Annotated in this window: 32 protein-coding genes; 14 read left to right on the forward strand and 18 right to left on the reverse strand. The window is 62.3% G+C overall.

Features of this window, described 5'->3' with window-relative positions; all coding sequences use genetic code 11:
• Positions 1-83 precede the first annotated feature (83 nt).
• Both AN189_RS11845 and AN189_RS11850 read left to right on the forward strand, forming a co-directional pair.
• Entirely contained in the window at positions 84-662 is a 579-nt protein-coding gene (locus AN189_RS11845) for a nitroreductase (RefSeq protein WP_056036037.1), read from the forward strand.
• Complete coding sequence (locus tag AN189_RS11850) at positions 659-1,372, forward strand: EI24 domain-containing protein (RefSeq protein WP_056036040.1); 714 nt, start codon at positions 659-661, stop codon at positions 1,370-1,372. The genes AN189_RS11845 and AN189_RS11850 overlap by 4 nt, the downstream gene beginning before the upstream one ends.
• On the opposite strand, the gene AN189_RS11855 is transcribed toward AN189_RS11850, so the two are convergent.
• Both AN189_RS11855 and mce read right to left on the reverse strand, forming a co-directional pair.
• Entirely contained in the window at positions 1,335-1,622 is a 288-nt protein-coding gene (locus AN189_RS11855) for a DUF1467 family protein (protein ID WP_056036043.1), read from the reverse strand. The genes AN189_RS11850 and AN189_RS11855 overlap by 38 nt on opposite strands.
• Positions 1,623-1,625: 3 nt before the next feature.
• Complete coding sequence (gene mce / locus AN189_RS11860) at positions 1,626-2,030, reverse strand: methylmalonyl-CoA epimerase (protein ID WP_056036046.1); 405 nt, start codon at positions 2,028-2,030, stop codon at positions 1,626-1,628.
• Positions 2,031-2,176: 146 nt separating this feature from the next.
• Between mce and AN189_RS11865 the strand changes: the two genes are divergently transcribed.
• The gene (locus tag AN189_RS11865) at positions 2,177-2,893 is read left to right on the forward strand and encodes a response regulator (RefSeq protein WP_056036049.1); all 717 of its coding nucleotides are present in this window, start codon (positions 2,177-2,179) and stop codon (positions 2,891-2,893) included.
• Here the strand turns inward: AN189_RS11865 and AN189_RS11870 are convergent.
• The 3 genes from AN189_RS11870 to AN189_RS11880 are packed head-to-tail and all read right to left on the reverse strand — an operon-like array spanning position 2,890 to position 6,210.
• Positions 2,890-3,645, reverse strand: a complete 756-nt coding sequence (locus tag AN189_RS11870; protein WP_056036052.1) for a GNAT family N-acetyltransferase — start codon at positions 3,643-3,645, stop codon at positions 2,890-2,892. The two genes, AN189_RS11865 and AN189_RS11870, sit on opposite strands and share 4 nt — an antisense overlap.
• Positions 3,623-4,825 (reverse strand): DUF1501 domain-containing protein, encoded by a 1,203-nt coding sequence (locus tag AN189_RS11875; RefSeq protein ID WP_056036055.1) that lies wholly within the window; start codon positions 4,823-4,825, stop codon positions 3,623-3,625. Before AN189_RS11875 ends, AN189_RS11870 begins: the two co-directional genes overlap by 23 nt.
• Before the next feature lie 2 nt (positions 4,826-4,827).
• Complete coding sequence (locus AN189_RS11880; protein WP_056036058.1) at positions 4,828-6,210, reverse strand: DUF1800 family protein; 1,383 nt, start codon at positions 6,208-6,210, stop codon at positions 4,828-4,830.
• A 199-nt stretch (positions 6,211-6,409) separates the two neighbouring features.
• Here AN189_RS11880 and AN189_RS11885 point away from each other — a divergent pair, with 199 nt between their 5' ends.
• Positions 6,410-7,012, forward strand: a complete 603-nt coding sequence (locus AN189_RS11885) for a L,D-transpeptidase (protein ID WP_056036061.1) — start codon at positions 6,410-6,412, stop codon at positions 7,010-7,012.
• Between the two features lie 68 nt (positions 7,013-7,080).
• On the opposite strand, the gene aspS is transcribed toward AN189_RS11885, so the two are convergent.
• A complete protein-coding gene (gene aspS, locus AN189_RS11890; protein ID WP_056036064.1) occupies positions 7,081-8,859 on the reverse strand; it encodes an aspartate--tRNA ligase in 1,779 nt (592 codons plus the stop codon).
• Positions 8,860-9,068: 209 nt separating this feature from the next.
• Here aspS and carB point away from each other — a divergent pair, with 209 nt between their 5' ends.
• Entirely contained in the window at positions 9,069-12,401 is a 3,333-nt protein-coding gene (gene carB / locus AN189_RS11895; RefSeq protein WP_056036066.1) for a carbamoyl-phosphate synthase large subunit, read from the forward strand.
• Positions 12,402-12,465: 64 nt separating this feature from the next.
• Entirely contained in the window at positions 12,466-12,738 is a 273-nt protein-coding gene (locus AN189_RS11900; RefSeq protein WP_056036069.1) for a hypothetical protein, read from the forward strand.
• Positions 12,739-12,740: 2 nt separating this feature from the next.
• On the opposite strand, the gene AN189_RS18805 is transcribed toward AN189_RS11900, so the two are convergent.
• Positions 12,741-13,337 carry a DUF805 domain-containing protein gene (locus tag AN189_RS18805; RefSeq protein WP_083484382.1) on the reverse strand — a complete coding sequence of 199 codons (597 nt, stop codon included), beginning with the start codon at positions 13,335-13,337 and terminating at the stop codon, positions 12,741-12,743.
• 122 nt (positions 13,338-13,459) lie between these two features.
• On the opposite strand from AN189_RS18805, the gene AN189_RS11910 reads away from it, so the two are divergent.
• Positions 13,460-14,578, forward strand: coding sequence for a beta-ketoacyl-ACP synthase III (locus AN189_RS11910; RefSeq protein ID WP_056036073.1), 1,119 nt, complete (start codon positions 13,460-13,462; stop codon positions 14,576-14,578).
• Here the strand turns inward: AN189_RS11910 and AN189_RS11915 are convergent.
• A complete protein-coding gene (locus tag AN189_RS11915) occupies positions 14,575-15,408 on the reverse strand; it encodes an aldo/keto reductase (protein ID WP_056036302.1) in 834 nt (277 codons plus the stop codon). The genes AN189_RS11910 and AN189_RS11915 overlap by 4 nt on opposite strands.
• A 133-nt stretch (positions 15,409-15,541) precedes the next feature.
• Here AN189_RS11915 and AN189_RS11920 point away from each other — a divergent pair, with 133 nt between their 5' ends.
• Together AN189_RS11920 and AN189_RS11925 are read left to right on the forward strand one after the other, a co-directional pair.
• Positions 15,542-16,141 (forward strand): thymidine kinase, encoded by a 600-nt coding sequence (locus AN189_RS11920; protein ID WP_056036304.1) that lies wholly within the window; start codon positions 15,542-15,544, stop codon positions 16,139-16,141.
• Between the two features lie 34 nt (positions 16,142-16,175).
• The gene (locus tag AN189_RS11925) at positions 16,176-16,664 is read left to right on the forward strand and encodes a cytochrome b (protein ID WP_083484383.1); all 489 of its coding nucleotides are present in this window, start codon (positions 16,176-16,178) and stop codon (positions 16,662-16,664) included.
• Here the strand turns inward: AN189_RS11925 and AN189_RS11930 are convergent.
• The 4 genes from AN189_RS11930 to AN189_RS11945 all read right to left on the reverse strand — a co-directional run bounded on the left by AN189_RS11930 (position 16,661) and on the right by AN189_RS11945 (position 19,335).
• The gene (locus tag AN189_RS11930; protein ID WP_056036079.1) at positions 16,661-17,605 is read right to left on the reverse strand and encodes a D-glycerate dehydrogenase; all 945 of its coding nucleotides are present in this window, start codon (positions 17,603-17,605) and stop codon (positions 16,661-16,663) included. The genes AN189_RS11925 and AN189_RS11930 overlap by 4 nt on opposite strands.
• Positions 17,602-17,943 (reverse strand): tRNA-binding protein, encoded by a 342-nt coding sequence (locus tag AN189_RS11935; protein ID WP_083484384.1) that lies wholly within the window; start codon positions 17,941-17,943, stop codon positions 17,602-17,604. The genes AN189_RS11930 and AN189_RS11935 overlap by 4 nt, the downstream gene beginning before the upstream one ends.
• Positions 17,936-18,751 (reverse strand): pyrroline-5-carboxylate reductase, encoded by an 816-nt coding sequence (gene proC, locus AN189_RS11940; protein ID WP_056036083.1) that lies wholly within the window; start codon positions 18,749-18,751, stop codon positions 17,936-17,938. Before proC ends, AN189_RS11935 begins: the two co-directional genes overlap by 8 nt.
• Before the next feature lie 80 nt (positions 18,752-18,831).
• Entirely contained in the window at positions 18,832-19,335 is a 504-nt protein-coding gene (locus AN189_RS11945) for a YbjN domain-containing protein (RefSeq protein WP_056036088.1), read from the reverse strand.
• Positions 19,336-19,625: 290 nt separating this feature from the next.
• Here AN189_RS11945 and AN189_RS11950 point away from each other — a divergent pair, with 290 nt between their 5' ends.
• Complete coding sequence (locus AN189_RS11950; RefSeq protein WP_056036090.1) at positions 19,626-20,657, forward strand: M42 family metallopeptidase; 1,032 nt, start codon at positions 19,626-19,628, stop codon at positions 20,655-20,657.
• Positions 20,658-20,745: 88 nt separating this feature from the next.
• Here AN189_RS11950 and AN189_RS11955 read toward each other — a convergent pair whose 3' ends face one another.
• From AN189_RS11955 to AN189_RS11965, 3 genes are all read right to left on the reverse strand, one after another.
• Positions 20,746-21,309: a fasciclin domain-containing protein gene (locus tag AN189_RS11955; RefSeq protein ID WP_253279611.1), complete on the reverse strand. Its 564-nt coding sequence runs from the start codon at positions 21,307-21,309 to the stop codon at positions 20,746-20,748.
• Between the two features lie 150 nt (positions 21,310-21,459).
• Positions 21,460-22,158 carry an HAD family hydrolase gene (locus AN189_RS11960; RefSeq protein WP_056036092.1) on the reverse strand — a complete coding sequence of 233 codons (699 nt, stop codon included), beginning with the start codon at positions 22,156-22,158 and terminating at the stop codon, positions 21,460-21,462.
• Positions 22,158-22,436 carry a DUF3572 domain-containing protein gene (locus tag AN189_RS11965; RefSeq protein WP_056036094.1) on the reverse strand — a complete coding sequence of 93 codons (279 nt, stop codon included), beginning with the start codon at positions 22,434-22,436 and terminating at the stop codon, positions 22,158-22,160. The genes AN189_RS11960 and AN189_RS11965 overlap by 1 nt, the downstream gene beginning before the upstream one ends.
• A gap of 93 nt (positions 22,437-22,529) precedes the next feature.
• Between AN189_RS11965 and AN189_RS11970 the strand changes: the two genes are divergently transcribed.
• The 4 genes from AN189_RS11970 to AN189_RS11985 all read left to right on the forward strand — a co-directional run bounded on the left by AN189_RS11970 (position 22,530) and on the right by AN189_RS11985 (position 25,107).
• Positions 22,530-23,225, forward strand: a complete 696-nt coding sequence (locus AN189_RS11970) for a two-component system response regulator (protein ID WP_172794904.1) — start codon at positions 22,530-22,532, stop codon at positions 23,223-23,225.
• Positions 23,108-23,917, forward strand: coding sequence for a diguanylate cyclase (locus AN189_RS11975; RefSeq protein ID WP_172794905.1), 810 nt, complete (start codon positions 23,108-23,110; stop codon positions 23,915-23,917). Before AN189_RS11970 ends, AN189_RS11975 begins: the two co-directional genes overlap by 118 nt.
• Before the next feature lie 109 nt (positions 23,918-24,026).
• Positions 24,027-24,422, forward strand: a complete 396-nt coding sequence (locus tag AN189_RS11980) for a DUF983 domain-containing protein (protein WP_056036105.1) — start codon at positions 24,027-24,029, stop codon at positions 24,420-24,422.
• A 1-nt stretch (position 24,423) separates the two neighbouring features.
• Complete coding sequence (locus AN189_RS11985; RefSeq protein ID WP_056036310.1) at positions 24,424-25,107, forward strand: NUDIX domain-containing protein; 684 nt, start codon at positions 24,424-24,426, stop codon at positions 25,105-25,107.
• Here AN189_RS11985 and AN189_RS11990 read toward each other — a convergent pair.
• From AN189_RS11990 to AN189_RS12000, 3 genes are read right to left on the reverse strand one after another with little or no spacing between them, the layout of a single operon-like run.
• Complete coding sequence (locus AN189_RS11990; protein WP_056036108.1) at positions 25,089-25,430, reverse strand: arsenate reductase family protein; 342 nt, start codon at positions 25,428-25,430, stop codon at positions 25,089-25,091. The genes AN189_RS11985 and AN189_RS11990 overlap by 19 nt on opposite strands.
• 38 nt (positions 25,431-25,468) lie before the next feature.
• A complete protein-coding gene (locus tag AN189_RS11995) occupies positions 25,469-25,951 on the reverse strand; it encodes a dihydrofolate reductase (RefSeq protein WP_056036110.1) in 483 nt (160 codons plus the stop codon).
• On the reverse strand, positions 25,951-26,769 hold the full coding sequence (locus AN189_RS12000) for a thymidylate synthase (protein ID WP_056036113.1): 819 nt from the start codon (positions 26,767-26,769) through the stop codon (positions 25,951-25,953). The genes AN189_RS11995 and AN189_RS12000 overlap by 1 nt, the downstream gene beginning before the upstream one ends.
• Between the last annotated feature and the right edge of the window lie 145 nt (positions 26,770-26,914).

Genomic DNA, 26,914 nt, shown 5'->3' on the forward strand with positions numbered 1-26,914 from the left:
CAAACCAGGGCCTGCGCCGATCGCATGGTTGCCGCGTTGTTGCTGCACGCTTATCTGTGCCGTAACAGTTACGAGGATACCCCATGCCCGACCGCAATCAACACGCACTGGATTTTCTGCTGACGCGGCGCTCGCGCCCCAGCAAGACATTGACGACACCGGTCCCCACACGCGACCAGTTGACCGAAATCCTGACTGCCGCGGCCCGCAGCCCCGATCACGGCAAGCTGGAACCCTGGCGGTTCATCGTGTTGGAGCGCGCCGCCCTGCAACGGCTGGCCGATGCCGTTCCCGCCGCCGCCGCACAGGCCGGCATCCCAGAGGACAAGATGATGAAACAGCGCGACCAGTTCGCCCATGCGAACCTGGCCGTCGTCGTCGTCGAAAGCCCCAAACACTCGGACAAGGTGCCGACCATCGAACAGACCTACGCTGTGGGCGGTGTCTGCCTTGCGCTGGTGAACGCAGGCCTTGCGGCTGGCTGGGGGACCAACTGGCTGTCGGGCTGGGCCAGCCATGACGCCGAATTCGTGCAGACCCACCTTGGGCTGAACCATGATGAACGGGTTGCAGGCATCATCCACCTGGGCACCGAAACCTCGGCACCGCCGGACCGCCCGCGCCCCGATCTGGATCAGATCACGACCTGGGTCGCTACATGATCCTGACGGCGTTTTTCAAGGCGCTGTCGCAATTGCCCGACCCCCGGTTCCAGCGCGTGCTGTGGCTGGGTGTCGGTCTGACGTTGGCACTGCTGGTCGGCGCCTATCTGCTGATCCTGGGTGTGATCGGCTGGTTTGTGTCTGACCCCGTGTCCCTGCCCTGGATCGGCGAAGTGACCTGGATCGACAACCTGCTGGGTTGGGGATCATTGTTCGGAATCCTGATCGCATCGGTTTTCCTGATGATCCCGATTGCATCCGCAATCACATCGCTGTTTCTGGATACCGTCGCAGAGGCGGTCGAGGATGCCCACTATTTAGACCTGCCCCATGTTGCCCCCACGTCGATCATCGACGGGCTGCGCGACAGCATCGGGTTTCTGGGGGTGCTGGTGGGTGCGAACCTTGTGGCGCTGATCGGATATGTGCTGCTGCCGTTTGCCGCGCCGTTCATATTCTACGGGCTGAACGGCTACCTGCTGGGCCGCGAGTATTTTCAGGTCGCAGCCATGCGCAGGCTGGGCCGCACCGGTGCGCAGGCCCTGCGCAAACAGCATATGGGCACGATCTGGGCCGCGGGAATCCTGATGGCGCTACCGCTGTCCATCCCGCTGGTGAACCTGTTCGTCCCGATCATCGGGGCTGCCACGTTCACACATTTGTATCACAGGATCACTCGGACCGCAGGCTTGGCGGGCCCATCCGGTTGAACCAGTCGAAATCGCGCACTTCAATTGCACCCGACAGGATGATCCCCGCGACGACGATGTAAATACCGATCGCCCAAAAGGTCGTCGTCCTTGCCTTTTTCTTGAAACTGAATTCGGCCGGAGCCGAGGCATGGGTGCCCGGCTCGATCTCGTTGGTGTCGCCTTGCGTCACGTTGCGCAGGGGCAGCACGATGAACAGCGTCATCCACCAGATCACGGCGAACAGCACGATGGCGGAAATGATGCTCATGGTTCAGACCTCTTCAAGTTCGATGAGACAGCCCTGGAAATCCTTGGGGTGCAGGAACAGGACGGGTTTGTTGTGGGCACCGATCTTGGGTTCACCGTTGCCAAGGACGCGCGCGCCCGTCGCCACCAGCTTGTCACGGGCGGCGATGATGTCGTCGACCTCGTAGCAGATGTGGTGGATGCCGCCGGCCGGGTTCTTGTCCAGAAAGTTCTGGATCGGGGATTCCGCGCCCAGCGGGTGCAGGAATTCGATTTTCGTATTCGGCAGTTCGACAAAGATCACGGTCACACCGTGATCGGGTTGATCAATTGCAGGACCGACCGCAGCCCCCAGCGCGCCGCGATATTGTTCGGCGGCAGCGTCAAGGTCCGGCACGGCGATGGCCACGTGGTTCAAGCGTCCGATCATCACATTCCCCTTGCATTTCGCCAGTGTTATGCAGGCCGGGCAGCCCGTTGCCAAGAGCAGGGCGGATTTTCCGCTGCGACATTAAGCTCTCCTTCACCTTGGGATGATTGTCTGGCCGCAGACGTTCAGATCATAGGAGTGGGGACATGGACAACGTCGATGAATTCATGGTGCGGCGACCGCCGACCGCATTGCGGCCGCTGTTGGGCATGACACTGCTGGTCGTCGAGGACAGTCGCTTTGCCTGCGAGGCGGTGCGCATGCTGTGCATGCGGTCGGGCGCACGCGTGCGCCGGGCCGACAGTCTGACCAGCGCGATGAAACATCTGTCGATCTACCGACCGACGGCGATTATCGTCGATGTCGGTCTGCCTGACGGGTCCGGTCTGACACTGATCCGGCAATTGGCGCAGGCAACGCCGCGGATCGATGTGATCCTTGGCACATCCGGTGATCCGGACACGGGCGGTGACGTCATCGCGGCAGGGGGTGACGGTTTTCTGCCCAAACCGATCGCCAGCCTGTCGGATTTTCAACAGGCAATCCTGTCGCATCTGCCCGCCAACCGCCAACCACAGGGACCCCGGATTCTGTCGGCGGAACAGGTCGCACCCGACCGGATCGCCTATCGCGAAGACCTGGAATACGCGGCCAAGGTGCTGAAACAGGATCAGGGCGGTGACACGCTCGATTACGTTGCGGGGTTTCTCGTCGGGATCGCGGATAGCGCAGGCGATACGGACCTGGCCTGCATGGCCAATCGTCTGATCCATGACCGGCGGCAGGGGGACCCATCAGACGGGCCGCTGAACAGCCTCATGGATATGGTGACAGCCCGCCTGAAAACGGCGTCAGGGTTCTAGGGGCCGGTCGCTGACACCAGCGCAGGATCGGATGCGACGCGACAGGGTGTCGTCAACGCCCCCAGACTGCTTCGTTGCTGGCCAGCCCCGTCAAAATTTGCCGGTGCCAACCAACCCAGATAGGCGGGGCGCAGACCTGTCCAATCCCCATCCGTCATCGCGAACCAGGCGGTGTCCCGATTGCGTCCCTTGACGATCAGATGTTGACGGAATGTCCCCTCATAGCTGAACCCCAGCCGCTGTGCCGCCCGGCGCGAGGGCATGTTCAGCGCGTTGCATTTCCAGACCATGCGTCGATAACCAACAGCAAAGGCCCAGTCGCACAAAAGAAAGAACGCTTCGGTGGAGATGGGCGTGCGTTGCACATCCGGCGACAGGTTGACGTTGCCGATTTCGATCGCGCCTGCGGCTGTATCGACGTTCATCAGGCAAGCATAACCCAGCGGATCGGTGGCCCCTGCCCTGCAAATCGCAAGGGCCAGCCCGTCCAAGGCACAAGCAGCCGCCATGATCGCACCAAAATCATCGACCGTCGCAGGCGATGCATCGAACAAATAGTCGAACAGCCAGGGATGCGGTCCGATGCGGTCGAACAACGGGGCGGTATCGCGCGCGGGATCCAGCGGGCGCAGATGCGCATGATGCCCCGTCAGGGTCAGGTCAGCGGGCGGATCAGCAGGCGGCCGCCATTGCACGACGATCGGCCCGACAGGACGCTCAACCACCGGATCAGACAGCCAGCCGTGGCGCATCGGCCATGTCCAACCCCGGAAAGATCGTGTCTTCGATATCGCTGCGCGACAGGCCGAACAGGTCCTGCATGACACGACCGGCGGCGGCCCGCACATCCGATGTCGGCATCAGGTCGCGCCGATCGAACAGATCGGCCTCGGCCAATCCAGGCCAGCGTCCCAGGACCTGCCCGCCACGCAGCGCCCCGCCCGCAAACAGCATCGCACCGCCCGTGCCATGATCGGTGCCCAATGTTCCGTTTTCGTGCGCCGTGCGTCCGAATTCGGTCATGCACAGCACCGCAGTCTGTTCCCAGACCGGGCCCAGCCCGTCCCGCAGTGTCAGGATCGTTTCGGTCAGATTTTCCAACGCGCTGTTCAACTGGATGTCCTGACGGCTGTGCGTATCCCAGCCGTGCAACGAAAAACTGGCGATCCGCGTCTCGGCGCGCAGGCGCTGCGCGGCAAAAGCGGCGACCCCTGCATGTCCCCGCGTGGGGGCCGGTGCCATCATCATGCCCATCTCGCCGTCTGCGCCCGCCTCCTCTGCGTCGGCGGTTGCCTCGGTAAACAGGGTATCGGCAATGTCGACGGCCCGCAGTGCCGCGTCGCGAAAGATAGGATCGTCATGCAGGATCAGGTCCAGCAGACGTCGCGATTGCGGTGACAGGTCCAGTTCCGACCGAGGCGACCATTGCAGATAGGGGTTGGTCCCGGACAGGATCTTCATCTGTTCGTGACCCACCGAATAGGCGGTTTCGGCCGTCATGCCGGGGACAATGCCCAACATCCGGTTCAGCCAGCCGCTGCGCGTTTCACCGGCGGGAAATGTCCCTGCCTCCAGCACGTCCTGCGCGTCAAAATGACTGCGCGGTCCGCGATATGGTGACGACGTGGCGTGCAGCGCCCCGAACTGCCCCGCATCCCACAAGGCACGCAAGCCCGACAAACCGGGGTGAAGGGCCCAGGCATCGTTCAACCCCAGACCGGCGGTTTCCATCAACCGCGGGCGCAGGCGCGCAAGGTCAGTGTCACCGATGGGACGTATGACATCAAGGCCATCCAGCCCGCCCCGCAGCACGATCACCACCAGACGCGCATCCCATGGCCCCTGTGCAAGCGCCACGGGCGTCACCAGTGGACTGGCCGCAAGAGAACAGCCAAGGGCGAGACTGCGCGTCAGAAATGCACGGCGATCCATCTTCAAATCCTTTGAAATGCGGGTGACGTCAGCACGAGGCCGATGCCTTCGGACCGGGTTTCGGCGCTGCTGGCCGCGAAAGTGACCTCGGCCGGGGCATCCGGACCCAAGGCGGTCTGCACGAAATCACGTGGATCAGGCAGCGGGTCCAACATGACACGTGGGGCCCCCATGGCCCAGTTGATGCGCCCCGCCAGACCCTGCGGCGTGATCCAGCTTTCCGCGTCCTCTGGCCAACCGTCCGGGCCAGACGGTGCCTGATAGGGCTGGCCCATGACCTGCAAGGGCCGCAGCATCCAATCCCGGTAATCCGCCGGTCGCATGTTCAGGATGCCATCACCGTCGACCCCCAAGGCACGCAGACTGGCCATCACGAACAGATCGGGGCGGCGCACCTTGGACCGGCGCGGTGTCCAGGCCGCCGGATGTGACAGCATCGCCTCTGTCACCGCCAAAAGATCCCCGCCCGTTTCGCGAAAAACGCCTGCCAGGGTCGCGACAAGGGCCGGTTCGGGCAGGTCCGACACGAAATGGACCACCAGCTTGGACGCGATGTGCTCCGCCACCTCGGGCCGGGTTGCCAGATCGATCAGTGCCGATTTCACGGTCTGCAAATCCGCCTCGGCACTGTAGCGGCGGCCCATCACCACCTCGGCCCCCGGTTCGGCACGATCGGTGCGATAGGCAAAACCCTGACGGAAATCATAGGTCACGCCGGTCAAAAGTTCGGCCAGTTCGGTGACATCCCGCTGGGTGAACGGTCCATCGGCGCCGAACAGGTGCAGTTCCAGCAACTCACGTGCGAGGTTTTCGTTCAGGCCGAACCCGCGTCTTTGCCCGACCGTGCTGTTTGGCCCGGTGGACACCCATTGATCGAGGTAGTGCAGCATCACCGGATGCAGCGTGGCCGCCAACACCATATCCGGGAACCGGCCCACCACATGGGGTCGGATTGCATCGGTGACGTAGGGTGTGATCATCGACCGAAAGGCAAAGGTTTTTGCCCGGACGGCAAAATGGTCCGCCCAGAACAATGTCAGGCGTTCGCGCAGCCCGTCATCGGTGGTCACGGCGCGCGCAATTGTCCGCAGGTGATCATTGCGACGGGTCACGTTCATGGCCTGTCGAAATGCACCTTCCTTCTGGCGCAGTTCCTCTTCTTCGGGCGTTCCGCGTGCCGCACGCCGCGCGGCGGCCGCAAAACGAAACTCTGCCATCGAGGGATCGGTCTCGTTCATGCCTGCGATCGGATAGCGGTCGGCGGCATGATCCGGCCCCGACAGCGATGCGATCATGGCCTGCACCGATGCAGGACCGGGCGCGGACGGCCCCAACCCCACGCCAAAGCGAAAGGCAGCAAGTGTCGGATCGAATGGAATGGTCATCGCGGCAAATCCTTTGGGATCGGATTATCATTTTTCGCACTGTGATGCACCTCAAACTCGCGCGGGTCCGGCACGACAAAAGACCGATTTTGATGGATGCCGAAATATTCGCACATGCGCTTGTGACTGGCGGAACCTTGCGCGACCGTGCGAAATTCACCAGATAGTGATACAAAGACGCGACCAAAGGACCGTTGTGATGATTGACCGCCGCCGCTTTCTGACATCTGCCGCCATCGGGGCCGGTGGGCTGACCTTGCCGACCCTGTTGCAGGCCCAAGAAGACACGCAAGCCATCGCAGAGCCGGCATTCGACATGTCGCCCAAGGTTGTGCAGCTGGACAACCCACTGCCCCCCGGTGAAATCCATGTGGTTCCAGATGTCTATTCGCTGTACTGGACCCTGCCTGACGCCGAAGCGATCCGCTATTACGTGGGTGTCGGCCGAGATGAGCTGTACGAGGCGGGCGAATTCACCGTAGGTGCAAAAAAGGAATGGCCCAGCTGGACCCCGACGCCCGACATGATCGAGCGTGATCCCGAATCCTATGCGAAATACGCCGACGGCATGCCCGGTGGCCCGGACAACCCGCTGGGCGCTCGGGCGCTGTATCTGTTCCAGCAGGGGATCGGTGACACGTTCCTGCGGATTCACGGCACGAACAAGCCAAGCACGATTCGCACCGATGTGTCGAATGGCTGCGCCCGCCTGACCAATGAACAGGTCATTGACCTTTATCCGCGCGTCCCGACTGGATCGCGCGTTTTTCTCTACGAAAAGAACCTCCTGCCCCGCGCCTGATGCGCCAGTGGCAATGAAAAAGGCGCGTCCCTTGCGGGGCGCGCCTTTTGCGTTGTCAGGTCGCGCGATTATTTGTCGGCGGGGATTGTCCGCAAGTGCAGCTCGCGCAGCTGTTCGTTCTGCGGCAGGCTGGGCGCGTTCATCATCAGATCCTCTGCGCGCTGGTTCATCGGGAACATGATGACCTCGCGGATGTTCGCCTCGTCGGCCAGCAGCATGACGATCCGGTCGATGCCGGCTGCACAACCACCGTGGGGCGGCGCGCCATATTGGAACGCGTTGACCATGCCGCCAAAGCGTTTCTCGACCTCGTCCTTGCCATAGCCTGCGATCTCGAACGCCTTGAACATGATTTCCGGGCGGTGGTTCCGGATCGCGCCGGACACCAGCTCATAGCCGTTGCAGGCCAGGTCATACTGGTAACCCAGCACCTGCAACGGGTCGCCCATCAGCGCCTCCATCCCACCTTGCGGCATGGAAAACGGGTTATGCTCGAAATCGATGCGGCCGGTTTCCTCGTCCTTTTCGTAGATCGGGAAATCGACGATCCAGGCAAAGGCAAAGCGGTCGGTGTCGATCAGTTTCAGTTCCTGACCGATCTCGGTGCGCGCACGGCCTGCGACCCCCTCGAATGCGGCAGGTTTTCCACCAAGGAAAAACGCCGCATCACCCACACCCAGACCCAGCTGCTGGCGGATCGCCTCGGTGCGTTCCGGTCCGATGTTCTTGGCCAGCGGACCGGCGGCCTCCATCCCCTCGCCCTGATCGCGCCAGAAGATATAGCCCATGCCGGGCAGACCTTCTTTTTGGGCAAAGGCGTTCATGCGGTCGCAGAATTTGCGGCTGCCGCCACCGGGGGCCGGAATGGCGCGGATTTCGGTGCCGTCCTGTTCCAGCAGCTTGGCAAAGATCGCAAAGCCCGAACCGCGGAAGTGGTCGCTGACGACCTGCATCTTGATCGGGTTGCGCAGGTCGGGCTTGTCGGTGCCGTACCACAGGGCCGCGTCGCGGTAGCTGATCTGTTCCCACGTCTGGTCGACTTTGCGGCCGCCGCCGAATTCTTCGAAAATGCCCCCGATGACAGGCTGAATCGTGTCGAACACGTCCTGCTGTTCGACAAAGCTCATTTCCAGATCGAGCTGGTAGAAATCGGTGGGCGACCGGTCGGCGCGCGGGTCCTCGTCGCGGAAACAGGGCGCGATCTGGAAATACTTGTCGTAGCCGGACACCATGATCAGCTGTTTGAACTGCTGCGGGGCCTGTGGCAGCGCATAGAACTTGCCCGGGTGCAGGCGCGAGGGCACAAGGAAATCGCGCGCGCCCTCGGGGCTGGACGCGGTGATGATCGGCGTCTGGAATTCGCGGAACCCCAGATCCCACATGCGCTGGCGCATGGACCGCACGACATCGGTGCGCAGTTTCATGTTGTGCTGCATCGCTTCGCGGCGCAGGTCGAGGTAGCGATACTTCAGCCGGGTTTCCTCGGGGTATTCCTGATCGCCAAAGACCTGCAACGGCAGTTCCCTGGCCGCACCCAGCACCTCGATGTCGCGGACAAACACTTCGATCTCGCCGGTAGGCAGCTTGGGGTTGACCAGCTCGGGGTCGCGGGCCTTTACCTCGCCGTCGATGCGGATGCAGTATTCGGCGCGGACCTTTTCCACGTCGGCAAAGGCCGCGGAATCGGGGTCGCACAGCACCTGCGTCACGCCGTAGGTATCGCGCAGGTCGATGAACAGGATGCCGCCGTGGTCACGGACCCGGTGGACCCAGCCGGACAGCCGGACCTTGTCACCGACATTCGCGGCCGTCAGATCGGCGCAGGTATGAGAGCGATAGGCATGCATGGCAGGGTCCTTGGGTCAAAAAACGGTTGTCCCGATACACCCCTTTGACCCCGATAAGTCAAGCATGGCACCCGTGCGCCGTGTCTGGGCGATCACGCCAGCCCGGAGGTGCCGATTTTTCGCGAAAAATCGGTTCCCGGTCATCGGGCCTTGCACCTTGCCCGCGCCCTTCTATAACGCGGACAATTTGCTGCAATTTGGGGGCCGCCATGCCAAAACGCGATGATATCAAGTCCATCATGATTATCGGGGCCGGTCCCATTGTCATCGGACAGGCCTGCGAATTCGACTATTCCGGCGCACAGGCCTGCAAGGCGCTGCGCGAAGAGGGCTACCGCGTCATCCTCGTGAACTCGAACCCTGCGACGATCATGACCGATCCCGGCCTTGCGGATGCCACCTATATCGAGCCGATCACCCCCGAGGTCGTGGCCAAGATCATCGCCAAGGAACGTCCCGACGCGCTGCTGCCCACGATGGGCGGACAGACGGGCCTGAACACCTCGCTGGCGCTGGCCGACATGGGCGTGCTGGAAAAATACAACGTCGAACTGATCGGGGCCAAGCGTGAGGCCATCGAGATGGCCGAGGACCGCAAGCTGTTCCGCGAGGCGATGGACCGGCTGGGGATCGAGAACCCCAAGGCCACGATCGTGACCGCGCCGAAAAAGGACGACGGCAAATTCGACATCAAGGCCGGCCTGCAGCTGGCCATCGACGCGATTGAATACGTGGGTCTACCTGCGATCATCCGTCCTGCCTTTACCCTTGGCGGCACCGGTGGGGGCGTGGCCTACAACCGTGACCAATACGAACATTACTGCCGCACCGGCATGGAAGCGTCACCCATGGCGCAGATCCTGATCGACGAATCCCTGCTGGGCTGGAAAGAATTCGAGATGGAGGTGGTGCGCGACACCGCCGACAACGCGATCATCGTCTGTGCCATCGAAAACGTGGACCCGATGGGCGTGCACACCGGCGACAGCATCACCGTGGCCCCTGCCCTGACGCTGACCGACAAGGAATACCAGATCATGCGCACGCACAGCATCAACGTGCTGCGCGAAATCGGCGTGGAAACCGGCGGGTCCAACGTGCAGTGGGCCGTGAACCCCGACGATGGCCGCATGGTCGTCATCGAAATGAACCCGCGCGTCTCGCGGTCCTCGGCCCTTGCGTCCAAGGCGACGGGCTTCCCGATTGCGAAGATCGCGGCGAAACTGGCCGTGGGTTACACGCTGGACGAGCTGGACAACGACATCACCGGAGTGACCCCTGCGTCATTCGAGCCGACAATTGACTATGTCGTGACGAAAATCCCCCGCTTTGCCTTCGAGAAATTCGCAGGCTCTGAACCGCTGCTGACCACGGCGATGAAATCCGTGGGCGAGGCGATGGCGATTGGCCGCACCATCCACGAATCCTTCCAAAAGGCGTTGGCCAGCATGGAAACCGGGCTGACCGGGTTCGATGACATCGCGATCCCCGGCGCCCCTGACGTTGCCGCCATCACCAAGGCGCTGGCACGCCAGACCCCCGACCGCATCCGCGTGATCGCGCAGGCAATGCGCCACGGTCTGAGCGATGACGACATCCACGCCGTCACCAAATTCGACCCCTGGTTCCTGGCCCGGATTCGCGAAATCGTGGATGCCGAAGAGGTGGTCAAGTCGAACGGCCTGCCCTCGGATGAGACTGGCCTGCGCAAGCTCAAGATGATGGGCTTTACCGATGCGCGTCTCGCGACCCTGACGGGTCAGTCAGAGGCAGACGTGCGGCGCGCGCGGACCAACGCCGGTGTCGTCGCCGTATTCAAACGCATTGATACCTGTGCGGCCGAATTCGAGGCGCAGACCCCGTATATGTATTCGACCTACGAGGCCCCGATGATGGGCGAGGTCGAGGACGAGGCGCGTCCATCCGACCGCAAGAAGGTTGTCATTCTGGGCGGTGGTCCCAACCGGATCGGACAGGGGATCGAGTTCGATTATTGCTGCTGTCACGCCTGTTTCGCCCTGACCGATCAGGGCTACGAGACGATCATGATCAACTGTAACCCCGAGACGGTTTCGACCGACTACGATACCTCGGACCGGTTGTATTTCGAGCCGCTGACCTTTGAGCACGTCATGGAAATCCTGCGGGTCGAGCAGGAGAACGGCGTTCTGCACGGTGTGATCGTGCAGTTTGGCGGTCAGACGCCGCTGAAACTGGCAAATGCCCTGCAAGAGGCAGGCATTCCGATCCTCGGCACCTCGCCTGACGCGATCGATCTGGCCGAGGACCGCGAGCGGTTCCAGGATCTGGTCAACCGTCTGGGGCTGAAACAGCCGGTGAACGGTATCGCGTCCACCGACCAGCAGGCCTTTGCGATTGCCGCGGATATCGGGTTCCCGCTGGTGATCCGCCCGTCCTACGTGCTGGGTGGCCGTGCGATGGAAATCGTGCGCGATCAGGCACAGCTGGAACGCTATATCTCTGACGCGGTGGTGGTGTCGGGTGACAGTCCCGTGCTGCTGGACAGCTATCTGTCGGGTGCTGTCGAGGTGGACGTGGATTGCCTGTGCGACGGGGAAAACACCCATGTAGCCGGTATCATGCAGCACATCGAAGAGGCCGGCGTGCATTCCGGCGACAGTGCCTGTTCGCTGCCGCCGCATTCGCTGTCTGACGCGATGATCACCGAGATTCGCCGCCAGACCGACCTGCTGGCCAAGGAATTGCGCGTCGTCGGCCTGATGAACATCCAGTTCGCCGTCAAGAACGAAGAAGTCTACCTGATCGAGGTGAACCCCCGCGCGTCCCGCACCGTGCCATTCGTGGCCAAGGCGACCGACAGCGCCATTGCATCCATCGCCGCCCGTCTGATGGCAGGCGAGCCGCTGTCGAATTTCCCGCTGCGCGCGCCCTACCCCGAAACAGACAACCCGATGGATGTGCTGCCGCTGGGCGACGCCTTTACGCTGGCTGATCCGAAAACACCTTGGTTCAGCGTCAAGGAGGCAGTTCTGCCATTCGCGCGGTTCCCCGGCGTCGACACGATCCTGGGGCCGGAAATGCGGTCCACGGGCGAGGTGATGGGCTGGGACCGCAACTTTGCCCGCGCGTTCCTCAAGGCGCAGATGGGGGCGGGCACCGACCTGCCGACGACTGGCCGCGTGTTCGTGTCGATCCGCGACGATGACAAGACGGACGCCATGGCAGAGGCCGCACGCGGCCTGACCGACCTTGGGCTGTCCATCGTGGCCACCCGCGGCACCGCGAAATGGCTGGCCGATCTGGGCATCACCGTGGAAACCGTGAACAAGGTCTACGAGGGGGGCCGGACCATCGTCGATCAGCTCAAGGACAGCGAAATCGCGCTGGTGCTGAACACCACCGAAGGGGCGCAGGCCGTCGAGGATTCGCGCGATATCCGCGCCGTGGCCCTGAACGACAAGATCCCGTATTTCACCACTGCCGCCGCCGCACAGGCTGCGGTGATGGCAATGCAGGAACGTGCGAATGGCGAAATCGAGGTGCGCAGCCTGCAAGGCTGACGCCTGCGGTTAACGCGGCAACGCAAACGTGCTATGACGGGACCAGATCACGAAAGGTCCCGTCATGCTGCGCCTGATGCCTGTTGTTTTCCTCGCGGCCTGCACGGTCGCACCGACCTATACCCCACCCCTGTTCGGCGATGGCTACCGCGCTGACGGCGATCAATGTCGCCGCGTGGGCGAGGACGACTTCACGAACCAGTTTCTAGACGACGCAGCCGACCTTGTGGCCTGCCCCGTCGACATGGAAAACATCGGCGTCTTTGCGCTGGATACGGGCGCGTCAGCGGTGGCACAGGTGCCCGGCTACATCCTGTATTCCGTGCCGCGCCGCTAGGGTCAGCCGAACCGGTTTGGTCCGTCAGGCACGCGGCACCACCACACGATCAGGATGATCCAGCCGATCACCGGCAAGAGCAGCAGCAACTGCCACCAGCCCGATTTGTCGATGTCATGCAGGCGGCGTGCGGTCAGCGCGATGGTCGGGATAAAGACCGCAAGCGACCAGATATTGCCCAGCACGCCGAATTCCTGACCAACTTCGCCAAACAGAGCGGCATCGACGATGCCCAGAACGATACCGATGATGATGCTGTCCAGCATGAACCACCAGAATTCACCACGGTTGCTGCGTCCCTTGAAATCGAAATAGCGGGCAAAGAATTGCTGAAACGCGTCTTTCATCCCGCTTTGACGGCGATAATCGCGGCCCGTGTCTGCATACTCTGGCACTGCGGGTCGCCCGGCACCCGCTGGCTGTGCCGGGGTCCGCGACACGCCCTCGACGTGCATATGCGCGGGTTCCCATTCCTTCATGGTGTCAGTCCAGACCAATGTGCGGGGGCCTATGATGCCGGACCGGGTCAATGCCCCGAATTCGGATTCGTCAATTGGGCCGTGTTCCTTGCCGTCGTTCGCATAGTACCATTGTGCCATGGTCTGTCTCCTCGCGGTGTCGCTGGAAACCTGCGACGAAGCTGACGTCGTGTAAAGAGACCACTTGCTGGACAAGCGCGCCCGGCAACGGCAAAATCAGTTACCCAGCGAAAGGTCCCATCATGCCAAATGCCGCCATCACCGGAACGGGTGTGTTCACCCCGTCCGAAATCATCACCAATGCCGAGCTGGTGACGGCTTATAATGCCTATGCGGATCTGTGGAATGCGGAACATGCCGACGACATCGCCGCAGAGAAAATGGCGGCAAAGCCCCATTCGTCAGAGGATTTCATCGTTGCCGCATCCGGGATCGAACGGCGTTATGTGATCGACAAATCCGGTGTGCTGGACCCGACGCGGATGTATCCGCATTTTCGCGCCCGCAGCGATGATGAACCATCCCTGATGGCGGAAATCGCCCAGGACGCGATTGCCAAGGCGTTGGCGCAGGCCGGGATCACGGGCGCGGATGTCGATCTGGTGATCTGTGCCGCATCCAACATCGAACGTGCCTATCCGGCGGTGGCGGTCGAAATCCAGCAGTTGATCGGTGCCGGCGGCTTTGCCTTTGACATGAACGTGGCCTGTTCGTCCGCGACATTCGGCATCCAGCTGGCGGCCGACATGATCAAGGCCGGGTCGGTCCGGGCGGCTGTCGTCGTCAACCCCGAAATCACCAGCGGCCATCACGAATGGCGCGACCGCGACTGTCATTTCATTTTCGGTGACGTCTGCACCGCGACCGTCCTGCAATCCCAGGACGCGGCCAATGGTGCGCATTTCAAGGTCCTGTCGACCCGTTGTGCGACCGCGTTTTCCAACAACATCCGCAACAATGCCGGTTTTCTGCGCCGGACGCGCGACCAGATGGAAGACCGACGTGACATGCAGTTCATGCAGAACGGGCGCCGCGTGTTCAAGGAGGTGCTGCCGATGGTCAGCCAGCACATGGCGGATCACATGGCAGACGAGGGCCTGACGGCGGCTGACCTCAAACGGCTGTGGCTGCATCAGGCCAACAAGACGATGAACAGCTACATCGGCAAAAAGGTCATGGGCCGCGACCCCGAACCCGATGAACAGCCGAATATCCTGCAGGATTATGCCAACACATCGTCGGCCGGATCGATCATCGCGTTTTCGAAATATTCGGACGACCTGGCCCCCGGCGACAAGGGAATCATCTGTTCCTTTGGCGCCGGGTATTCCGTCGGGTCGGTTGTCGTCGAACGGGCCTAGTCGACCCCGTTGAACGTATCGGGGTCAGGCCCGGTGCGTTCCCCGGTGTCCAGCGCAGCGATGGCCGTCAGGTCATCGTCGGTCAGGTTGAAATCAAAAATGTCCATGTTGGCCCGCAGGTGATCGGGGTTGCCGGACCGGCTGATCACGACGTTCCCGATGTCGATGTGCCAGCGCAGGATCACCTGTGCCGGGGACTTGCCCGTGCGGTCTGCAATCGCCTTGATCGGGGCGGCATCGAATGACCGCGCACTGCCCAGCGGTGACCAGCTTTGTGTGACGATGTCGCGCGCGTCGTTGACCTGGGCCAGTTTGGCCTGCTGCAGGCGCGGGTTCACCTCGACCTGGTTCAGGACGGGTTTAACGCCGGTTTCGCCAATGATCCGGTCCAGATGATCCTTGTGGAAATTCGACACACCGATTGATGTCATCTGTCCGTCGGCCTGCGCGTCGATCAATGCCTTCCACGCGGTCACATAGGTGTCCTGCTGCGGAAAGGGCCAGTGCAGCAGCATCAGGTCCAGTTTTTCCAGACCTGTGCGTTTCAGGCTGTCCTCGACCGATTTGCGCACGTCGTCATAGGACATGCCGTCGTTCCAGACCTTGGACGTGATGAACAAATCATCGCGTGACACCTCGCTTGCGCGGATGCCCTCGCCCAGCTCCTCTTCGTTTTTGTACATCGCCGCACCGTCGATCAGGCGATAGCCCATGCCGATGGCATCACGCACGACATCGGCGCATGTGTCCTTTGGCACCTGCCAGAGACCCAATCCGAATTTCGGGATCGCGTTTCCGTCGTGAAAGGCTTGGGTCGGAATGTCGGTCATGGCTTTATCCTTTGTCTTTTCAGTCGGACAACGGATCGCAGGGCTGAACTGTTCCATGACGATCCGGCGGTGTGATCGGCAGACAGGCACGCACGCTCTTGCAAAGGGTTGGATCGTGGCGGTAGGCAGGCGCATGGCGAAGCTCTATTTCAATTATTCCACGATGAACGCGGGCAAATCGACCGTGTTGCTGCAGGCCAGCCACAATTACATCGAACGCGGGATGCGGACCTATCTGATGACGGCGCGGCTGGATACGCGCGCGGGGCAAGGCCGCATCGCAAGCCGGATCGGCATTGGCGACGTGGCCGATACATTCGCCCCCGGCGAAAACCTGTTCACCAAGATCGCCAAGCGTCTGGATGACGGCCCCTGCGCCTGCGTCTTTATCGACGAGGCACAGTTCCTCGAGGACGAACAGGTCTGGCAACTGGCCCGCGCGGTCGACGATCTGGGCGTGCCGATCATGTGTTTCGGCCTGCGCGTTGATTTTCAGGGCAAACTGTTCCCCGGCTCTGCCACCCTCTTGGCGCTGGCCGATGAAATGCGAGAGGTCCGCACGATCTGCCATTGCGGGCGCAAGGCCACCATGGTGATCCGCAAGGACGCCGAAGGCCGCGTCGTTCAGGCGGGCGAACAGGTGCAGGTCGGCGGCAACGACCGCTACGTGTCGCTTTGTCGCAAACACTGGCGTGACGCGATGGACGACGCGGAACCCGATCGCCTGATCTGAGTTTGCTTCCTATTCACTTGGTAGGTCCAAAGCCATGTCCGACACCCTTCGGTATTCCCGCAAACACATGTTCCTGCACTGGGTCATTGCGCTGCTGGTCGCCGTCCAGTTCTTCTTCGCCGAAAACATGGGGGCTGCCTTCGACGCCAAGCTTGAGACGGCCAGCGGCGGCTGGACGACTGGAGCAGCATTCCACGCGATACCGGGCGCCACGATTGGCCTGCTGATGCTGTGGCGGCTGATGATCCGTCGCACGACCGACATCCCGCCGCCGCCGACACATGCCCCGGAATTGATCCAGACGGTCAGCCGGGCCACCCATTGGCTGTTCTACGCAATCTTGATCGCCATGCCGGTCGCAGGCGCAATCGCGTGGTTTTTCAAACTGGAATGGATGGCAGAGGTTCACGACGTCACCGGCAAGGTGCTGATCGCCCTGATCGTGCTACACATCGCCGGGGCAGCGTATCACCATTTCATAGGTGGCGACAAAAGCGTCATCCACCGCATGATCCCGCGCTAGACCACGTTTGGCGGCGAATCCCCTTGATCCCACGCGATCAGGTTATCCACGGCGAGCTGCCCCATCGCCTCGCGTACCTCCAACGCTGCCGTGCCAAGGTGCGGCAGCAATACCACGTTGTCCAAGCCCAGCAATTCTGATGGCACCGTCGGTTCGTTCTCGTAGACGTCCAAACCTGCGCTGATGCGGCCGGATTTCAGCGCAGCCACCAATGATGCTTCGTCCACGACATCGCCACGCGCGATATTGATGAAAATTGCACCGTCGCTCAGTTCCGCCAGTGCGTCAGCGTCGATCAGGTGGACGTTCTCACCGCCTCCCGGCACGGCCACAACGACCACATCCGATTGGCTCATCACGCCGCTGAGTTCCTCGACCTGACGAGCGGGGAAATCGACGTCTTTGACTGAGCGATTGTAATAGATCACCTTCATGTCGAAACCGAAATGCGCGCGACGCGCGATGGCCTGACCAATGCGGCCCATGCCGACGATGCCGATACGTTTGCCGGTCAGATGCATCCCCAGCAGTTGCGTCGGCTCCCATCCGGTCCATTGTCCCGCGCGCACCAAACGCTCTCCCTCGCCCGCGCGGCGGGCGGCCATCAGCATCAGCGTCAGCGCGATGTCAGCGGTCGCATCTGTGACGGCACCGGGCGTGTTGGACACGGTGACGCCAGCAGCCTTGGCCGCGCGCACGTCGATGTGGTTGTAGCCAACGCCGAAATTGGCCAGCATCTTGCACCGCAGGTCGGGCGTCGCGAATGCCATGTCGGTGAAACCGTCACCCAAGGTGCACATGATTGCGTCGTATTCCTGCAATGCCGATGCAGCGGCCTCGACGCTTAGCGGGCCGTCGTCGCTGATCGTGACATCAAAATGCGGGCGCACCGCCTCGATGGTCGCGTCCGGAAATGGGCGGGTCAACAGAAGGCGTTTCAATGCAACCGCCCCCCGTTCGGCACAGTCTGATCCGGTGTGGCCAGCACAACGGCACCATCGGCATCGGGAAATCCCATGACCAGCACCTCTGACATGAATTTTCCGATCTGGCGCGGCGGAAAATTCACGACCGCCATGACCTGACGTCCGATCAACCCTTCCGGTGTGTAGTGGACCGTCAGCTGGGCCGAGGTTTTGCGTTCACCGATGTCGCCACCGAAATCGATCCACAGCTTGATCGCGGGTTTGCGGGCCTCGGGGTAGGGTTCGGCCCGCACCACGGTGCCAACGCGCACATCGACCTTCATGAAATCGTCGAAATCGATCTGATCAGTCACGCGACAGCTCCCGTCCGCGGTCAGCCGCCGCAGTGACCGCGCGCGACAACAGTTTGGGGAAGCCGGTTTCCGCGTCCATCAGCACCTCCAACGCGGCCTGGGTCGTGCCATTGGGCGAGGTCACGTTGCGGCGCAGCTGGGCGGGATCCTCGTCCGAGTCCTCTGCCAGCTGCCCTGCCCCGCCGACCGTCGCCTTGGCCAGCCGCATGGCGACATCCTCGGACAGCCCCTGTTCTACCCCGGCAGCGGCAAGCGTTTCGATCAGGTGAAACACATAGGCCGGGCCAGACCCGGACACGCCGGTGACCGCGTCGATCTGCGCCTCGTCGTCCAGGCGAACGGTCTGACCGACCGCGTTCATCAGCGTTTCCGCCAGTGACAGGTGATCATCGGTCGCAGCGGTATTACCGACCAGCGCACTGATACCGCGCCCTATGGCGGCGGGTGTGTTGGGCATGGTGCGCACGATGGGACTGTCCGCGCCAAAGGCGGCCTCGAACCGCGCCAGCGACGTGCCTGCCGCGACCGACACGAACAGCGTCTTGCCGCCGCCCAAGGCTGCCATCGCAGGCAGCGCATCGCCCATCATCTGCGGTTTCACGGCCACCAGCGCCACGGCGGGTGCCTCGGGCGTGCCATCGTTGATATGGCAACCGGTGGCGCGCACCCAGTCGCTGGGGTTGGGGTCCAGTATCCAGACCGAACCTGCAGGCAGGCCGGATTTCAGCCAGCCGTCCAGCAGGGCCGATCCCATCTTGCCACAGCCCAGCAGCACCAGACCACGATCAGCGACGTCATTCATATCCATATCAGGCACCCCATCTGTCAATTCGTCCAGACGCTACGCCCCGCCATGCAGGGGTGCAAGCAATTGACCAATGCGCAGGGTCAGGCGCGACCGTAGGTTTCCGCGATGGCGATTTTCAGCGCTTCTTCGGGGGACCGGTTCGCCCAGGTGACCAGCTGCAGCGCGGGGTAGTAGCGTTCGCAACAGGTCACGGCGGTGTGGATCATCGTGTCGATCTGTTCAGGGCTGGCCACCTGATCGCCCGCAAGCACGAGACCGTAGCGGTAGACCATCATCTTTTGATCGCCCCACCATGTGAACGTGCCGCCCCAGCTGTCGTCATTGATCGCGTTCAGCGCCTCGAACAGCGCAGGCAGGCGGGATGCGGGCGGTTCCATCTCATAGGTGCAGATCAGGCGCAGGGTTTCGTCCGCCTGCGACCAGGCCAGAGTCAAAGCGTAGGTGCGCCACTGGCCTTCGACAGCCATCGCGATCCGGTCATCGTGCACACGGTCGAATTCCCAGGCGTGATGTTCCGCCAGATGTTCGACCAGATCGATCGGATGCACATCGTCGGTGTCCAGAAACATGTCTGTCAGGGCCATATCGTTTGCCTCTCTGCGGGACTTCGGATGAGGTCCTGCCCGCTTGTTCGCTGCTCTATGACGGGTATGGTTCTTGTTCCGCCCCTACAAGATATCGTGACGGCAGGTTTACTTTGTGTAAAGTCCGTTTTGGCGAATCTGCTGTGGATAAGGCGGCGAATCGCCGGTGAACGGCACATTTCGCGGGGATAAGTCGCATCCACTGCCCGCCATCGCGATCGCTGCCGCGTTGCGGGTCCCGTGGCACAGGCATAGGGTGCCGGCAAATCCAAATTGCAAAAGGTGCCCCCATGAACATCGATCTGCTCAAGCGACTGTGCGAAACGCCCGGCGTCCCCGGACGCGAGGACCGGGTCCGCGACCTGATCCTGTCGGAAATCGACGGTCTGTTCGATCATGTCGAAACCGACCCGATGGGCAGCCTGCTGTGCCGCCGCGATGCGAGCACCGAAGGTGCGCCACGCATCATGCTGCTGTGCCACATGGACGAAATCGGATTTCTGGTCAGCCATATCGACGACAAGGGGTTCATCTATGTCCAGCCCGTCGGCGGTTTCGACCCGCGCAACCTGTTTTCGCGCCGCGTTCTGGTCTGCACCGACAATGGCGACCTCAAGGGGGTGATGAACCCCGGCGGCAAGCCGATCCATATTTCCAGCCCCGAGGATCGCAAAAAGGTGCCCGAGGTCGGCGAATTCTTTATCGACACCGGGCTGGGTGCCGCGACCAGGGACCATGTCCAGATCGGTGATTTCGTGGTGATGGACGAACCGCTGCTGGAAATGGGCGACAAGATCGTGTCCAAGGCGCTGGACAACCGGATCGCCTGCTGGCTGGGGATCGAGGTCATCCGCGCGCTGGCCGAGGACGGTCGCGGCGCAGAAATTCACGTGGCATTCACCAGCCAGGAAGAAGTCGGTCTGCGCGGTGCCAAGACCGCCGCGCACCGTATCCAACCCGATATCGGCATCGGTATCGACACCACTCTGGCCTGCGACACCCCCGGTATCGCCGACCATCTGGCGACAACGCGCCATGGCAAGGGGTTCGGCCTGCACGTGCGCGACAGCTCTTTCATCGCGGACACGGGACTGGTCCGCGACTTTGCGGCACTGGCCGACAAGGAAGGCATCCCCTACCAGCGCACCATGCTGGCCGCCGGTGGTCAGGACGGGGCCGCCGCCCAGCAGGCCGCATCGGGAGCGCGCGCCATCGGGATCGTGGTTGGCACGCGCTATATCCATACCGTCACCGAAATGGTGGACCGGGGCGATCTGGAGGCCGCGCGCCAGATCCTGACGGCCTATCTGCGCACGTTCTGATCCGCACCTGTCCGAACGCAAAGCCCCCGCACAATGATGTGCGGGGGCGATGTCGTTCTGCCAATCCGGCCCGAGGGCCAGGATCAATTTATTCGGCAGGCAGGATGACCGTGTCGATGACGTGCACGACGCCGTTGGACTGGAACACGTCAGCCTGTGTGACGGTGACCACCTGGCCACGCTCGTCGGTCAGCGTGATGGTGTCGCCGTCCTGTTTTGCCATCAACGTGCAGCCACCGACGGTTTCGACAGCGTGCATGCCACCGTCATCGGCGATCATCCCGAGGATCGTGGCAGAATCCGCGTTGGCCGCAACCACGTGACAGGTCAGGATCTGCGCCAGCGCGGCCTGGTTTTCCGGCTTCAGCAGCTCGGCCACCTGGTCCTGGTTCAGTTTCGCGAATGCATCGTTGGTCGGTGCGAAAACGGTGAACGGACCCGGTCCGGACAGCGTGTCGACCAGACCGGCAGCGGCGACAGCGGCGACCAGCGTGGTCAGGTTGTCGGCGTTGGATGCGTTTTCGACGATGGTCATGCTGGGCAGCATTTCCGCGCCGCCGACCATCGGGTTCTCTGCGGCGTGGGCTGCGGCAAATGCGGAACCAGTGGACAGGGTCAGAACGGCAGCGGCGGTCATCAGGGATGTTTTCATCGTCATGGCATCTTCTCTCTGTTGTCTCGGCGGGTCATTCCGCCGTGTGATGCCAGAACCACGATGAAGCACGACACAGAGTTTCGCAGGCCGCCGAAAATTTTCCCGCGCAGGGATCACGAAACCGTCAGGCGATCAACCTGCGGGCCGTCAGCCCCGGCCATCCAGCCAGGCCGGAAGGTCCGCGATACTGTCGAGCACGACATCGGCGTGGGGTGCCAGCTCTGTGCGCGGCGCAGGTCCGGTCAACACGCCAATGCAGATCATGCCGGCGGCACGTCCCGCTGTCAGGTCGTGCGTGCTGTCACCGATCATCGCGCAATTCTGCGGTGCGATCCCTGTCTGCGCACAGAATGCATCCAGTTGCCCCGGTCCCGGTTTGTGACCAAAGCCGCTGTCCGCCCCGGCCACGAAATCAAACGCAGCGTCGATCGCATGATCTGCCAGATGCCTGCGCGCAGGCGCCTCGCTGTCATTGGTGGCCAGCCCCAGGACATGACCAGCCGCGCGCAAGCGCGACATCAAATCCGGCAGATCTGCCGCCGGGTGCTGCGTGACCTCGGCGCTGGCCGCGTCCATGCGCGCGATCAGGGCGGACTTGTCCGTCTGGCCCGTGATCCGCAGAATGGTGTCGGCCACGACATGGACGGGTTCCGCAATGACGATGCTGCCGGCCAGGAACCGGCCTGCCGTCAGGTCATAGCCCAGGGCCTGTGCCAGCGGTTCAACCAATGCCATGTCCCCGCTGGCCTCTGCATCCAGCATGGTGCGGGTCCACGCCCCCCAGGTGGCGTTGAAATCGAACAGGGTGCCATCCTTGTCAAAGATCAGTCCGGTCGGGTGTGCCATCAGGTCCAGCTGACCTCCTCGTTTCCGGGCAAACTATAACGGGCCTGCATCGGCACCTCGTAGGCGTGTCCATGCGCATCGCAAAATGCCATCACCCAATCATCCCGCTGGCACAGAAATTCGAGCAGCGCCGCGAGAAAGGCAGGGTCGGTCGCGCCCGCCCGCATGTCACCGGCCGACAGACCGTTCGGCCCCATAAAGGCGGCACTCAGGTCCTGATCCGCCACGACATGTGCCAGCGCCTGCAGCGCGATGATTTCGGCGTATTCCGGTGTCATCGAATGTCCCTCGGCAATGATGAACCTTTTTTTAATCTATCGGGCGCAGTGTCCAGTCAGAAGGTGGTGAAACCATCAGACAGGGTTGGAAGAATGTCCGGTAGATTATTGATCGTGGACTCTGTGTCCACAAATCGCATCGTCCTGCGGGTGAAACTCCTCGCTGCCAAATATGATGTCGAGGCTGTCAGCGACTGTACGGCCGCATATGCCAGCGTTCAAAAACGATGCCCTGACATGATCCTGATCAACCTGACCGACAATTTTTCCGATGGCCACGCTTTTTGCACGCATCTGCGCGCACAGCAGGCAACGCGCAACGTGCCGATTATTTCGGTTGGCGGTCAGGACACCAGTGCGGCACGTTTCATGGCGCTGGATGCGGGGGCGGACGATGTGTTGCCGCGCCCCGTCTGCGATACATTGCTTCTTGCGCGGGTTCGCAATCTGCTGCGCCGCGGCAACCGCGCGCGTGAACTGGACCTGCGCAGCGAGACGCTTCGCATGATGGGGCTGGATGAAACGCGCAGCCCCCGGATCGCACCAGCCTGTGTCACGCTGCTGTCGGATCACGCACTGGCGGCGGCGACGTTTCAGCGCAGCTGCAGGCCGGGCTGGGGCAGCGGGTGCGGGTCATGGACCGCGACGGTGCCCTTTCCGACGAATCCCGTGTGGCAACGGATGTTTTCATCATCGACGCAAGGCGCTGCCGGTCCGACGGGGACGACCTGTTCCGCCTGCTGGCTGATCTGCGCACCCGCGATCAGACAAGACATGCAGCACAACTGATCCTGCTTGCCCAGGATGACCTGCGGACGGCTGCGCTGGTGCTGGATCTGGGGGCCGACGACGTGATCCTGGGACCGTTCGAGCAGGACGAACTGTGTCACCGCACGCGTGTCCTCGTTGCACATAAATGCCAGCGTGACCGCCTGCTTGATCAGGTTGAAACCGGGCTGGCCGCCGCGATGACGGACCCCCTCACGGGATTGTTCAATCGCCGCTATGCCTTGGCCCATCTTCGCCGGATTGCGGAACAGGCCCGCGAAACCGGGTGCGACTATGCCCTGATGGTCGCTGACATTGACCACTTCAAGGCGGTGAATGATACCTATGGCCATAGCACAGGCGACCGTGTGCTGACGGGCGTCGGGGCCTGTTTGCGCAACAGTTTCCGACCTGACGATCTGGTGGCGCGGATCGGTGGTGAGGAATTTCTGATCGTGATGCCGCGCACATCGCTGGCGGACGCCACGACCGCAGCCCAGCGCCTGCGCGAAAGGATCGGCGCAAAATATTTTGACGCAGGCGGCGACCGCAGCCCGCTGCGTGTCACCATTTCGGTCGGCATTGCGGCTGGGTCCGGCGACGGGCAATCCCTTCGGGCGCTTGATGCGCTGTTCGACCGGGCTGACCTCGCGCTCTACCGGGCCAAGGCGGAGGGTCGCAATGCGGTCGCTGTCGATCTGTCAGCAGCCTGACCCGCGGCGATAACGTCACGATCTGGACTGCACCCCGACCGTTCACCCTGCAAAAGAGGGTTTCAATTTCCCCACGGAACGCCATGTTGGTTCTAAAAGGACCGACGCCATGACCCAAAGCTACAAACAGACGCCGCTGCAAGACCGCGAAATGAAGACCGCCATGCTGCGCGGTTTCAAACGGATCTGCCCTAATTGCGGCGAGGGTGACATGTTCGACAGCTATCTGCACGTGGCTGATCGCTGCCCGGCCTGCACCGAAGACCTGTCCCAGCACCGCGCTGACGACGGCCCCGCCTATCTGACGATCCTGATTGTCGGTCATTTGCTGGCACCGCTGATGATCTGGGTCTTTACCGAATTTCGGCCCGGCGCGATGACGATGGCGATCCTGTTTTCGGTCTCGACCGTTGCCTTGTCGCTCTACCTCCTGCCACGGCTCAAGGGGGTGGTCGTGGGCATTCAGTGGTCAAAGGGGATGCACGGGTTTGGCCAGCCCAGCTGATATCCCCATCCGTGATGCGGCCACGGTGATTTTATTGCGCCGTGACGGTACCCCGCGGGTGTTGATGGGACAGCGTGGCGCCTCTGCCGTTTTCATGCCCAATAAATTCGTGTTTCCCGGCGGTGCCGTCGATCCCAACGATGCCCTCGTTGCACCCACCGGCTTGTGCCACGAAACCCTGCAGGCCTTGCAAGACGACAGTGACGCAGATGCGCAGGCCCTGGTTGCCGCCGCAATCCGAGAGTTGTGGGAAGAAACGGGTCAGATGTTGGGCGTGCCCGGCGATTGGGCGGACCCGCCACGGGGCTGGCGCGGTTTCGCGGCCAGTGGCCATCGCCCGACGGCTGCGGGCATGCGTTTCTTTTTCAGGGCCGTGACGCCGCAGGGGGCACCCCGCCGGTTCGACGCCCGTTTTTTTCTGGTGGATGCCACGGCATTGATCACCGACCCCGATGACTTTGGCAGGGCCGAGGACGAATTGTCCCACCTGCAGTGGGTCGATCTGAAGGCCGCACGCGCGCTGGACCTGCCATTCATCACCGAGGTGGCGCTGGCCGAACTTGCAGCGCATCTGGCAAATCCCGCGGCCCCGCTGACGGTTCCGTTTTTCCGCAACGACGACGAACGCCACCTGATTTCACGGTTGGGCGGCAGACGCCCGCTGGATCACGCGCCCGAGGTCTGACCAAGGTGGGCGGCTTGCGCGTCAGCCTTCCAGCCCAGGGTCCAGACATCACCATTGAGCACGACGGGGCGTTTCATCAGGGTCGGATGCGCGCCCAGCAGGACATCGGGTGCCCCGGCGCGTTCGGTGTCCGACAGCTGTCGCCATGTGGCCGAGGACCGGTTGATCAGGTCATCGCCAAAGCGGTCGATCAGCGCGGTCAGATCCGCCTCGGCGATACCGTCTGCCCGCACGTCGATCACCACAGGGTCATGGCCCGCAGCCCGCAGGGCCTTGATCGCCTTGCGGCAGGTATCGCAGGTCTTGAGTGAAAAGATACGCATGTCGTTGCAATGGCTCCTGTCTGGGCGGGATACGGGCGCTAGCCCCTGACCCGCAGATATTCGTGCAAGACGCAGGCCGGGTCAGCGGAACGCAGCGTGCGGGTCGCGATCTGCGTCCACCCGCCTGCGTCAAAGTCGGGAAAGAACGTATCCGCGTCGGGCACATCAAGATCGACCCGCGTGATCAACAGACGATCCGCCATGCCCAACAGGGCGCCATAAATACCGGCCCCGCCGATCCCGTAAATCCGCTGATAGCCCGCCGCATAACAGGCGGCGACCGCTGCCGCGACATCGCCAAACACGTGTTCTGTCAGGCTGCTATCCTGCGAGACAACGCAGTTCATCCTGTTTTTCAAAGGCTTCACCGGAAGACTGTTCCATGTGTGCCGCCCCATGATCAGTGCGCCACCCGTGGTTTCGCGCTGGAACATCGCCAGATCCTCTGGTGCGTGCCACGGGATGTCCCCGTCGCGTCCGATCGCCCCGTTGCGGGCGCAGGCAACGATCAGCGTCAGCATCAGACGGCCACCGGCGCGCGGATCGCCGGGTCCGGATCATAGCCATCAAAGGCAAAATCGTCGTAGCTGAAATCGAAAATCGACGTCACATCGCGCGTCAGGCGCAGCCTCGGCAGCGTCTTGGGGGTGCGGGACAATTGCAGATCCACCTGTTCGCGATGGTTGCTGTAGATATGCGCGTCGCCAATCGTATGGATGAAATCCCCCGGGGTATAGCCCGTCACATGGGCCAGCATATGGGCCAGCAGCGCATAGGACGCGATGTTGAAGGGCACGCCCAGGAACATGTCGGCCGACCGCTGGTAGAGTTGCAGATGCAGTTTGCCTCCCGCGATCCGGACCTGCCACAGGGTGTGGCATGGCGGCAGCGCCATGGCATCAACCTCGCCGGGGTTCCAGGCGGACACAATCAGGCGACGACTGTCGGGTGTTGTGCGAATGGCCTCGACCAGTTTGGCAATCTGATCGACCTCGCCCAGCAGCGCGGTGCCGTCATCGTCCCGTGTCACGCGGGGGAAATGACGCCACTGGTGACCGTAAACCGGTCCCAAATCACCGTTTTCATCGGCCCATTCGTTCCAGATCGACACACCGTTTTCCTGCAGATACCGCACGTTGGTATCCCCCGACAGGAACCACAGCAGTTCGTGCACGATGGATTTCAGGTGCAGCTTCTTGGTGGTGACCAGCGGGAAACCGTCGGCCAGCGGATAGCGGCACTGCATGCCGAAATGACTGATCGTGCCGGTGCCGGTCCGGTCGGTGGATGGCACACCCTGTTCAAGGACGAGACGCAGCGCGTCATGATACTGGCGCAAGGGGCAAACTCCTTGGACGGTGACGATTCCGAGGCAAGCTAAATGATGCCGCAGGCAAGTGCCACGTTGTAAATGGCGCACGCACGGCCCCGTTTTTCGCGCGTCGTGACCGTACCGATTGACTCAGGCCCTGCCCCTGCGGACA

Origin of the sequence: Loktanella sp. 3ANDIMAR09 (assembly GCF_001420005.1) — a bacterium.
In the GTDB taxonomy this organism is placed as follows: Bacteria; Pseudomonadota; Alphaproteobacteria; order Rhodobacterales; family Rhodobacteraceae; genus Loktanella.

Bases quoted from the DNA above. Each gene is read 5' to 3' on its own strand.
- AN189_RS11845 (WP_056036037.1), top strand. From the start codon at position 84: ATGCCCGACCGCAATCAACACGCACTGGATTTTCTGCTGACGCGGCGC.
- AN189_RS11850 (WP_056036040.1), top strand. From the start codon at position 659: ATGATCCTGACGGCGTTTTTCAAGGCGCTGTCGCAATTGCCCGACCCC.
- AN189_RS11855 (WP_056036043.1), bottom strand. From the start codon at position 1,622: ATGAGCATCATTTCCGCCATCGTGCTGTTCGCCGTGATCTGGTGGATG.
- mce (WP_056036046.1), bottom strand. From the start codon at position 2,030: ATGATCGGACGCTTGAACCACGTGGCCATCGCCGTGCCGGACCTTGAC.
- AN189_RS11865 (WP_056036049.1), top strand. From the start codon at position 2,177: ATGGACAACGTCGATGAATTCATGGTGCGGCGACCGCCGACCGCATTG.
- AN189_RS11870 (WP_056036052.1), bottom strand. From the start codon at position 3,645: ATGCGCCACGGCTGGCTGTCTGATCCGGTGGTTGAGCGTCCTGTCGGG.
- AN189_RS11875 (WP_056036055.1), bottom strand. From the start codon at position 4,825: ATGGATCGCCGTGCATTTCTGACGCGCAGTCTCGCCCTTGGCTGTTCT.
- AN189_RS11880 (WP_056036058.1), bottom strand. From the start codon at position 6,210: ATGACCATTCCATTCGATCCGACACTTGCTGCCTTTCGCTTTGGCGTG.
- AN189_RS11885 (WP_056036061.1), top strand. From the start codon at position 6,410: ATGATTGACCGCCGCCGCTTTCTGACATCTGCCGCCATCGGGGCCGGT.
- aspS (WP_056036064.1), bottom strand. From the start codon at position 8,859: ATGCATGCCTATCGCTCTCATACCTGCGCCGATCTGACGGCCGCGAAT.
- carB (WP_056036066.1), top strand. From the start codon at position 9,069: ATGCCAAAACGCGATGATATCAAGTCCATCATGATTATCGGGGCCGGT.
- AN189_RS11900 (WP_056036069.1), top strand. From the start codon at position 12,466: ATGCTGCGCCTGATGCCTGTTGTTTTCCTCGCGGCCTGCACGGTCGCA.
- AN189_RS18805 (WP_083484382.1), bottom strand. From the start codon at position 13,337: ATGGCACAATGGTACTATGCGAACGACGGCAAGGAACACGGCCCAATT.
- AN189_RS11910 (WP_056036073.1), top strand. From the start codon at position 13,460: ATGCCAAATGCCGCCATCACCGGAACGGGTGTGTTCACCCCGTCCGAA.
- AN189_RS11915 (WP_056036302.1), bottom strand. From the start codon at position 15,408: ATGACCGACATTCCGACCCAAGCCTTTCACGACGGAAACGCGATCCCG.
- AN189_RS11920 (WP_056036304.1), top strand. From the start codon at position 15,542: ATGGCGAAGCTCTATTTCAATTATTCCACGATGAACGCGGGCAAATCG.
- AN189_RS11925 (WP_083484383.1), top strand. From the start codon at position 16,176: ATGTCCGACACCCTTCGGTATTCCCGCAAACACATGTTCCTGCACTGG.
- proC (WP_056036083.1), bottom strand. From the start codon at position 18,751: ATGGATATGAATGACGTCGCTGATCGTGGTCTGGTGCTGCTGGGCTGT.
- AN189_RS11945 (WP_056036088.1), bottom strand. From the start codon at position 19,335: ATGGCCCTGACAGACATGTTTCTGGACACCGACGATGTGCATCCGATC.
- AN189_RS11950 (WP_056036090.1), top strand. From the start codon at position 19,626: ATGAACATCGATCTGCTCAAGCGACTGTGCGAAACGCCCGGCGTCCCC.
- AN189_RS11955 (WP_253279611.1), bottom strand. From the start codon at position 21,309: ATGAAAACATCCCTGATGACCGCCGCTGCCGTTCTGACCCTGTCCACT.
- AN189_RS11960 (WP_056036092.1), bottom strand. From the start codon at position 22,158: ATGGCACACCCGACCGGACTGATCTTTGACAAGGATGGCACCCTGTTC.
- AN189_RS11965 (WP_056036094.1), bottom strand. From the start codon at position 22,436: ATGACACCGGAATACGCCGAAATCATCGCGCTGCAGGCGCTGGCACAT.
- AN189_RS11970 (WP_172794904.1), top strand. From the start codon at position 22,530: ATGTCCGGTAGATTATTGATCGTGGACTCTGTGTCCACAAATCGCATC.
- AN189_RS11980 (WP_056036105.1), top strand. From the start codon at position 24,027: ATGACCCAAAGCTACAAACAGACGCCGCTGCAAGACCGCGAAATGAAG.
- AN189_RS11990 (WP_056036108.1), bottom strand. From the start codon at position 25,430: ATGCGTATCTTTTCACTCAAGACCTGCGATACCTGCCGCAAGGCGATC.
- AN189_RS11995 (WP_056036110.1), bottom strand. From the start codon at position 25,951: ATGCTGACGCTGATCGTTGCCTGCGCCCGCAACGGGGCGATCGGACGC.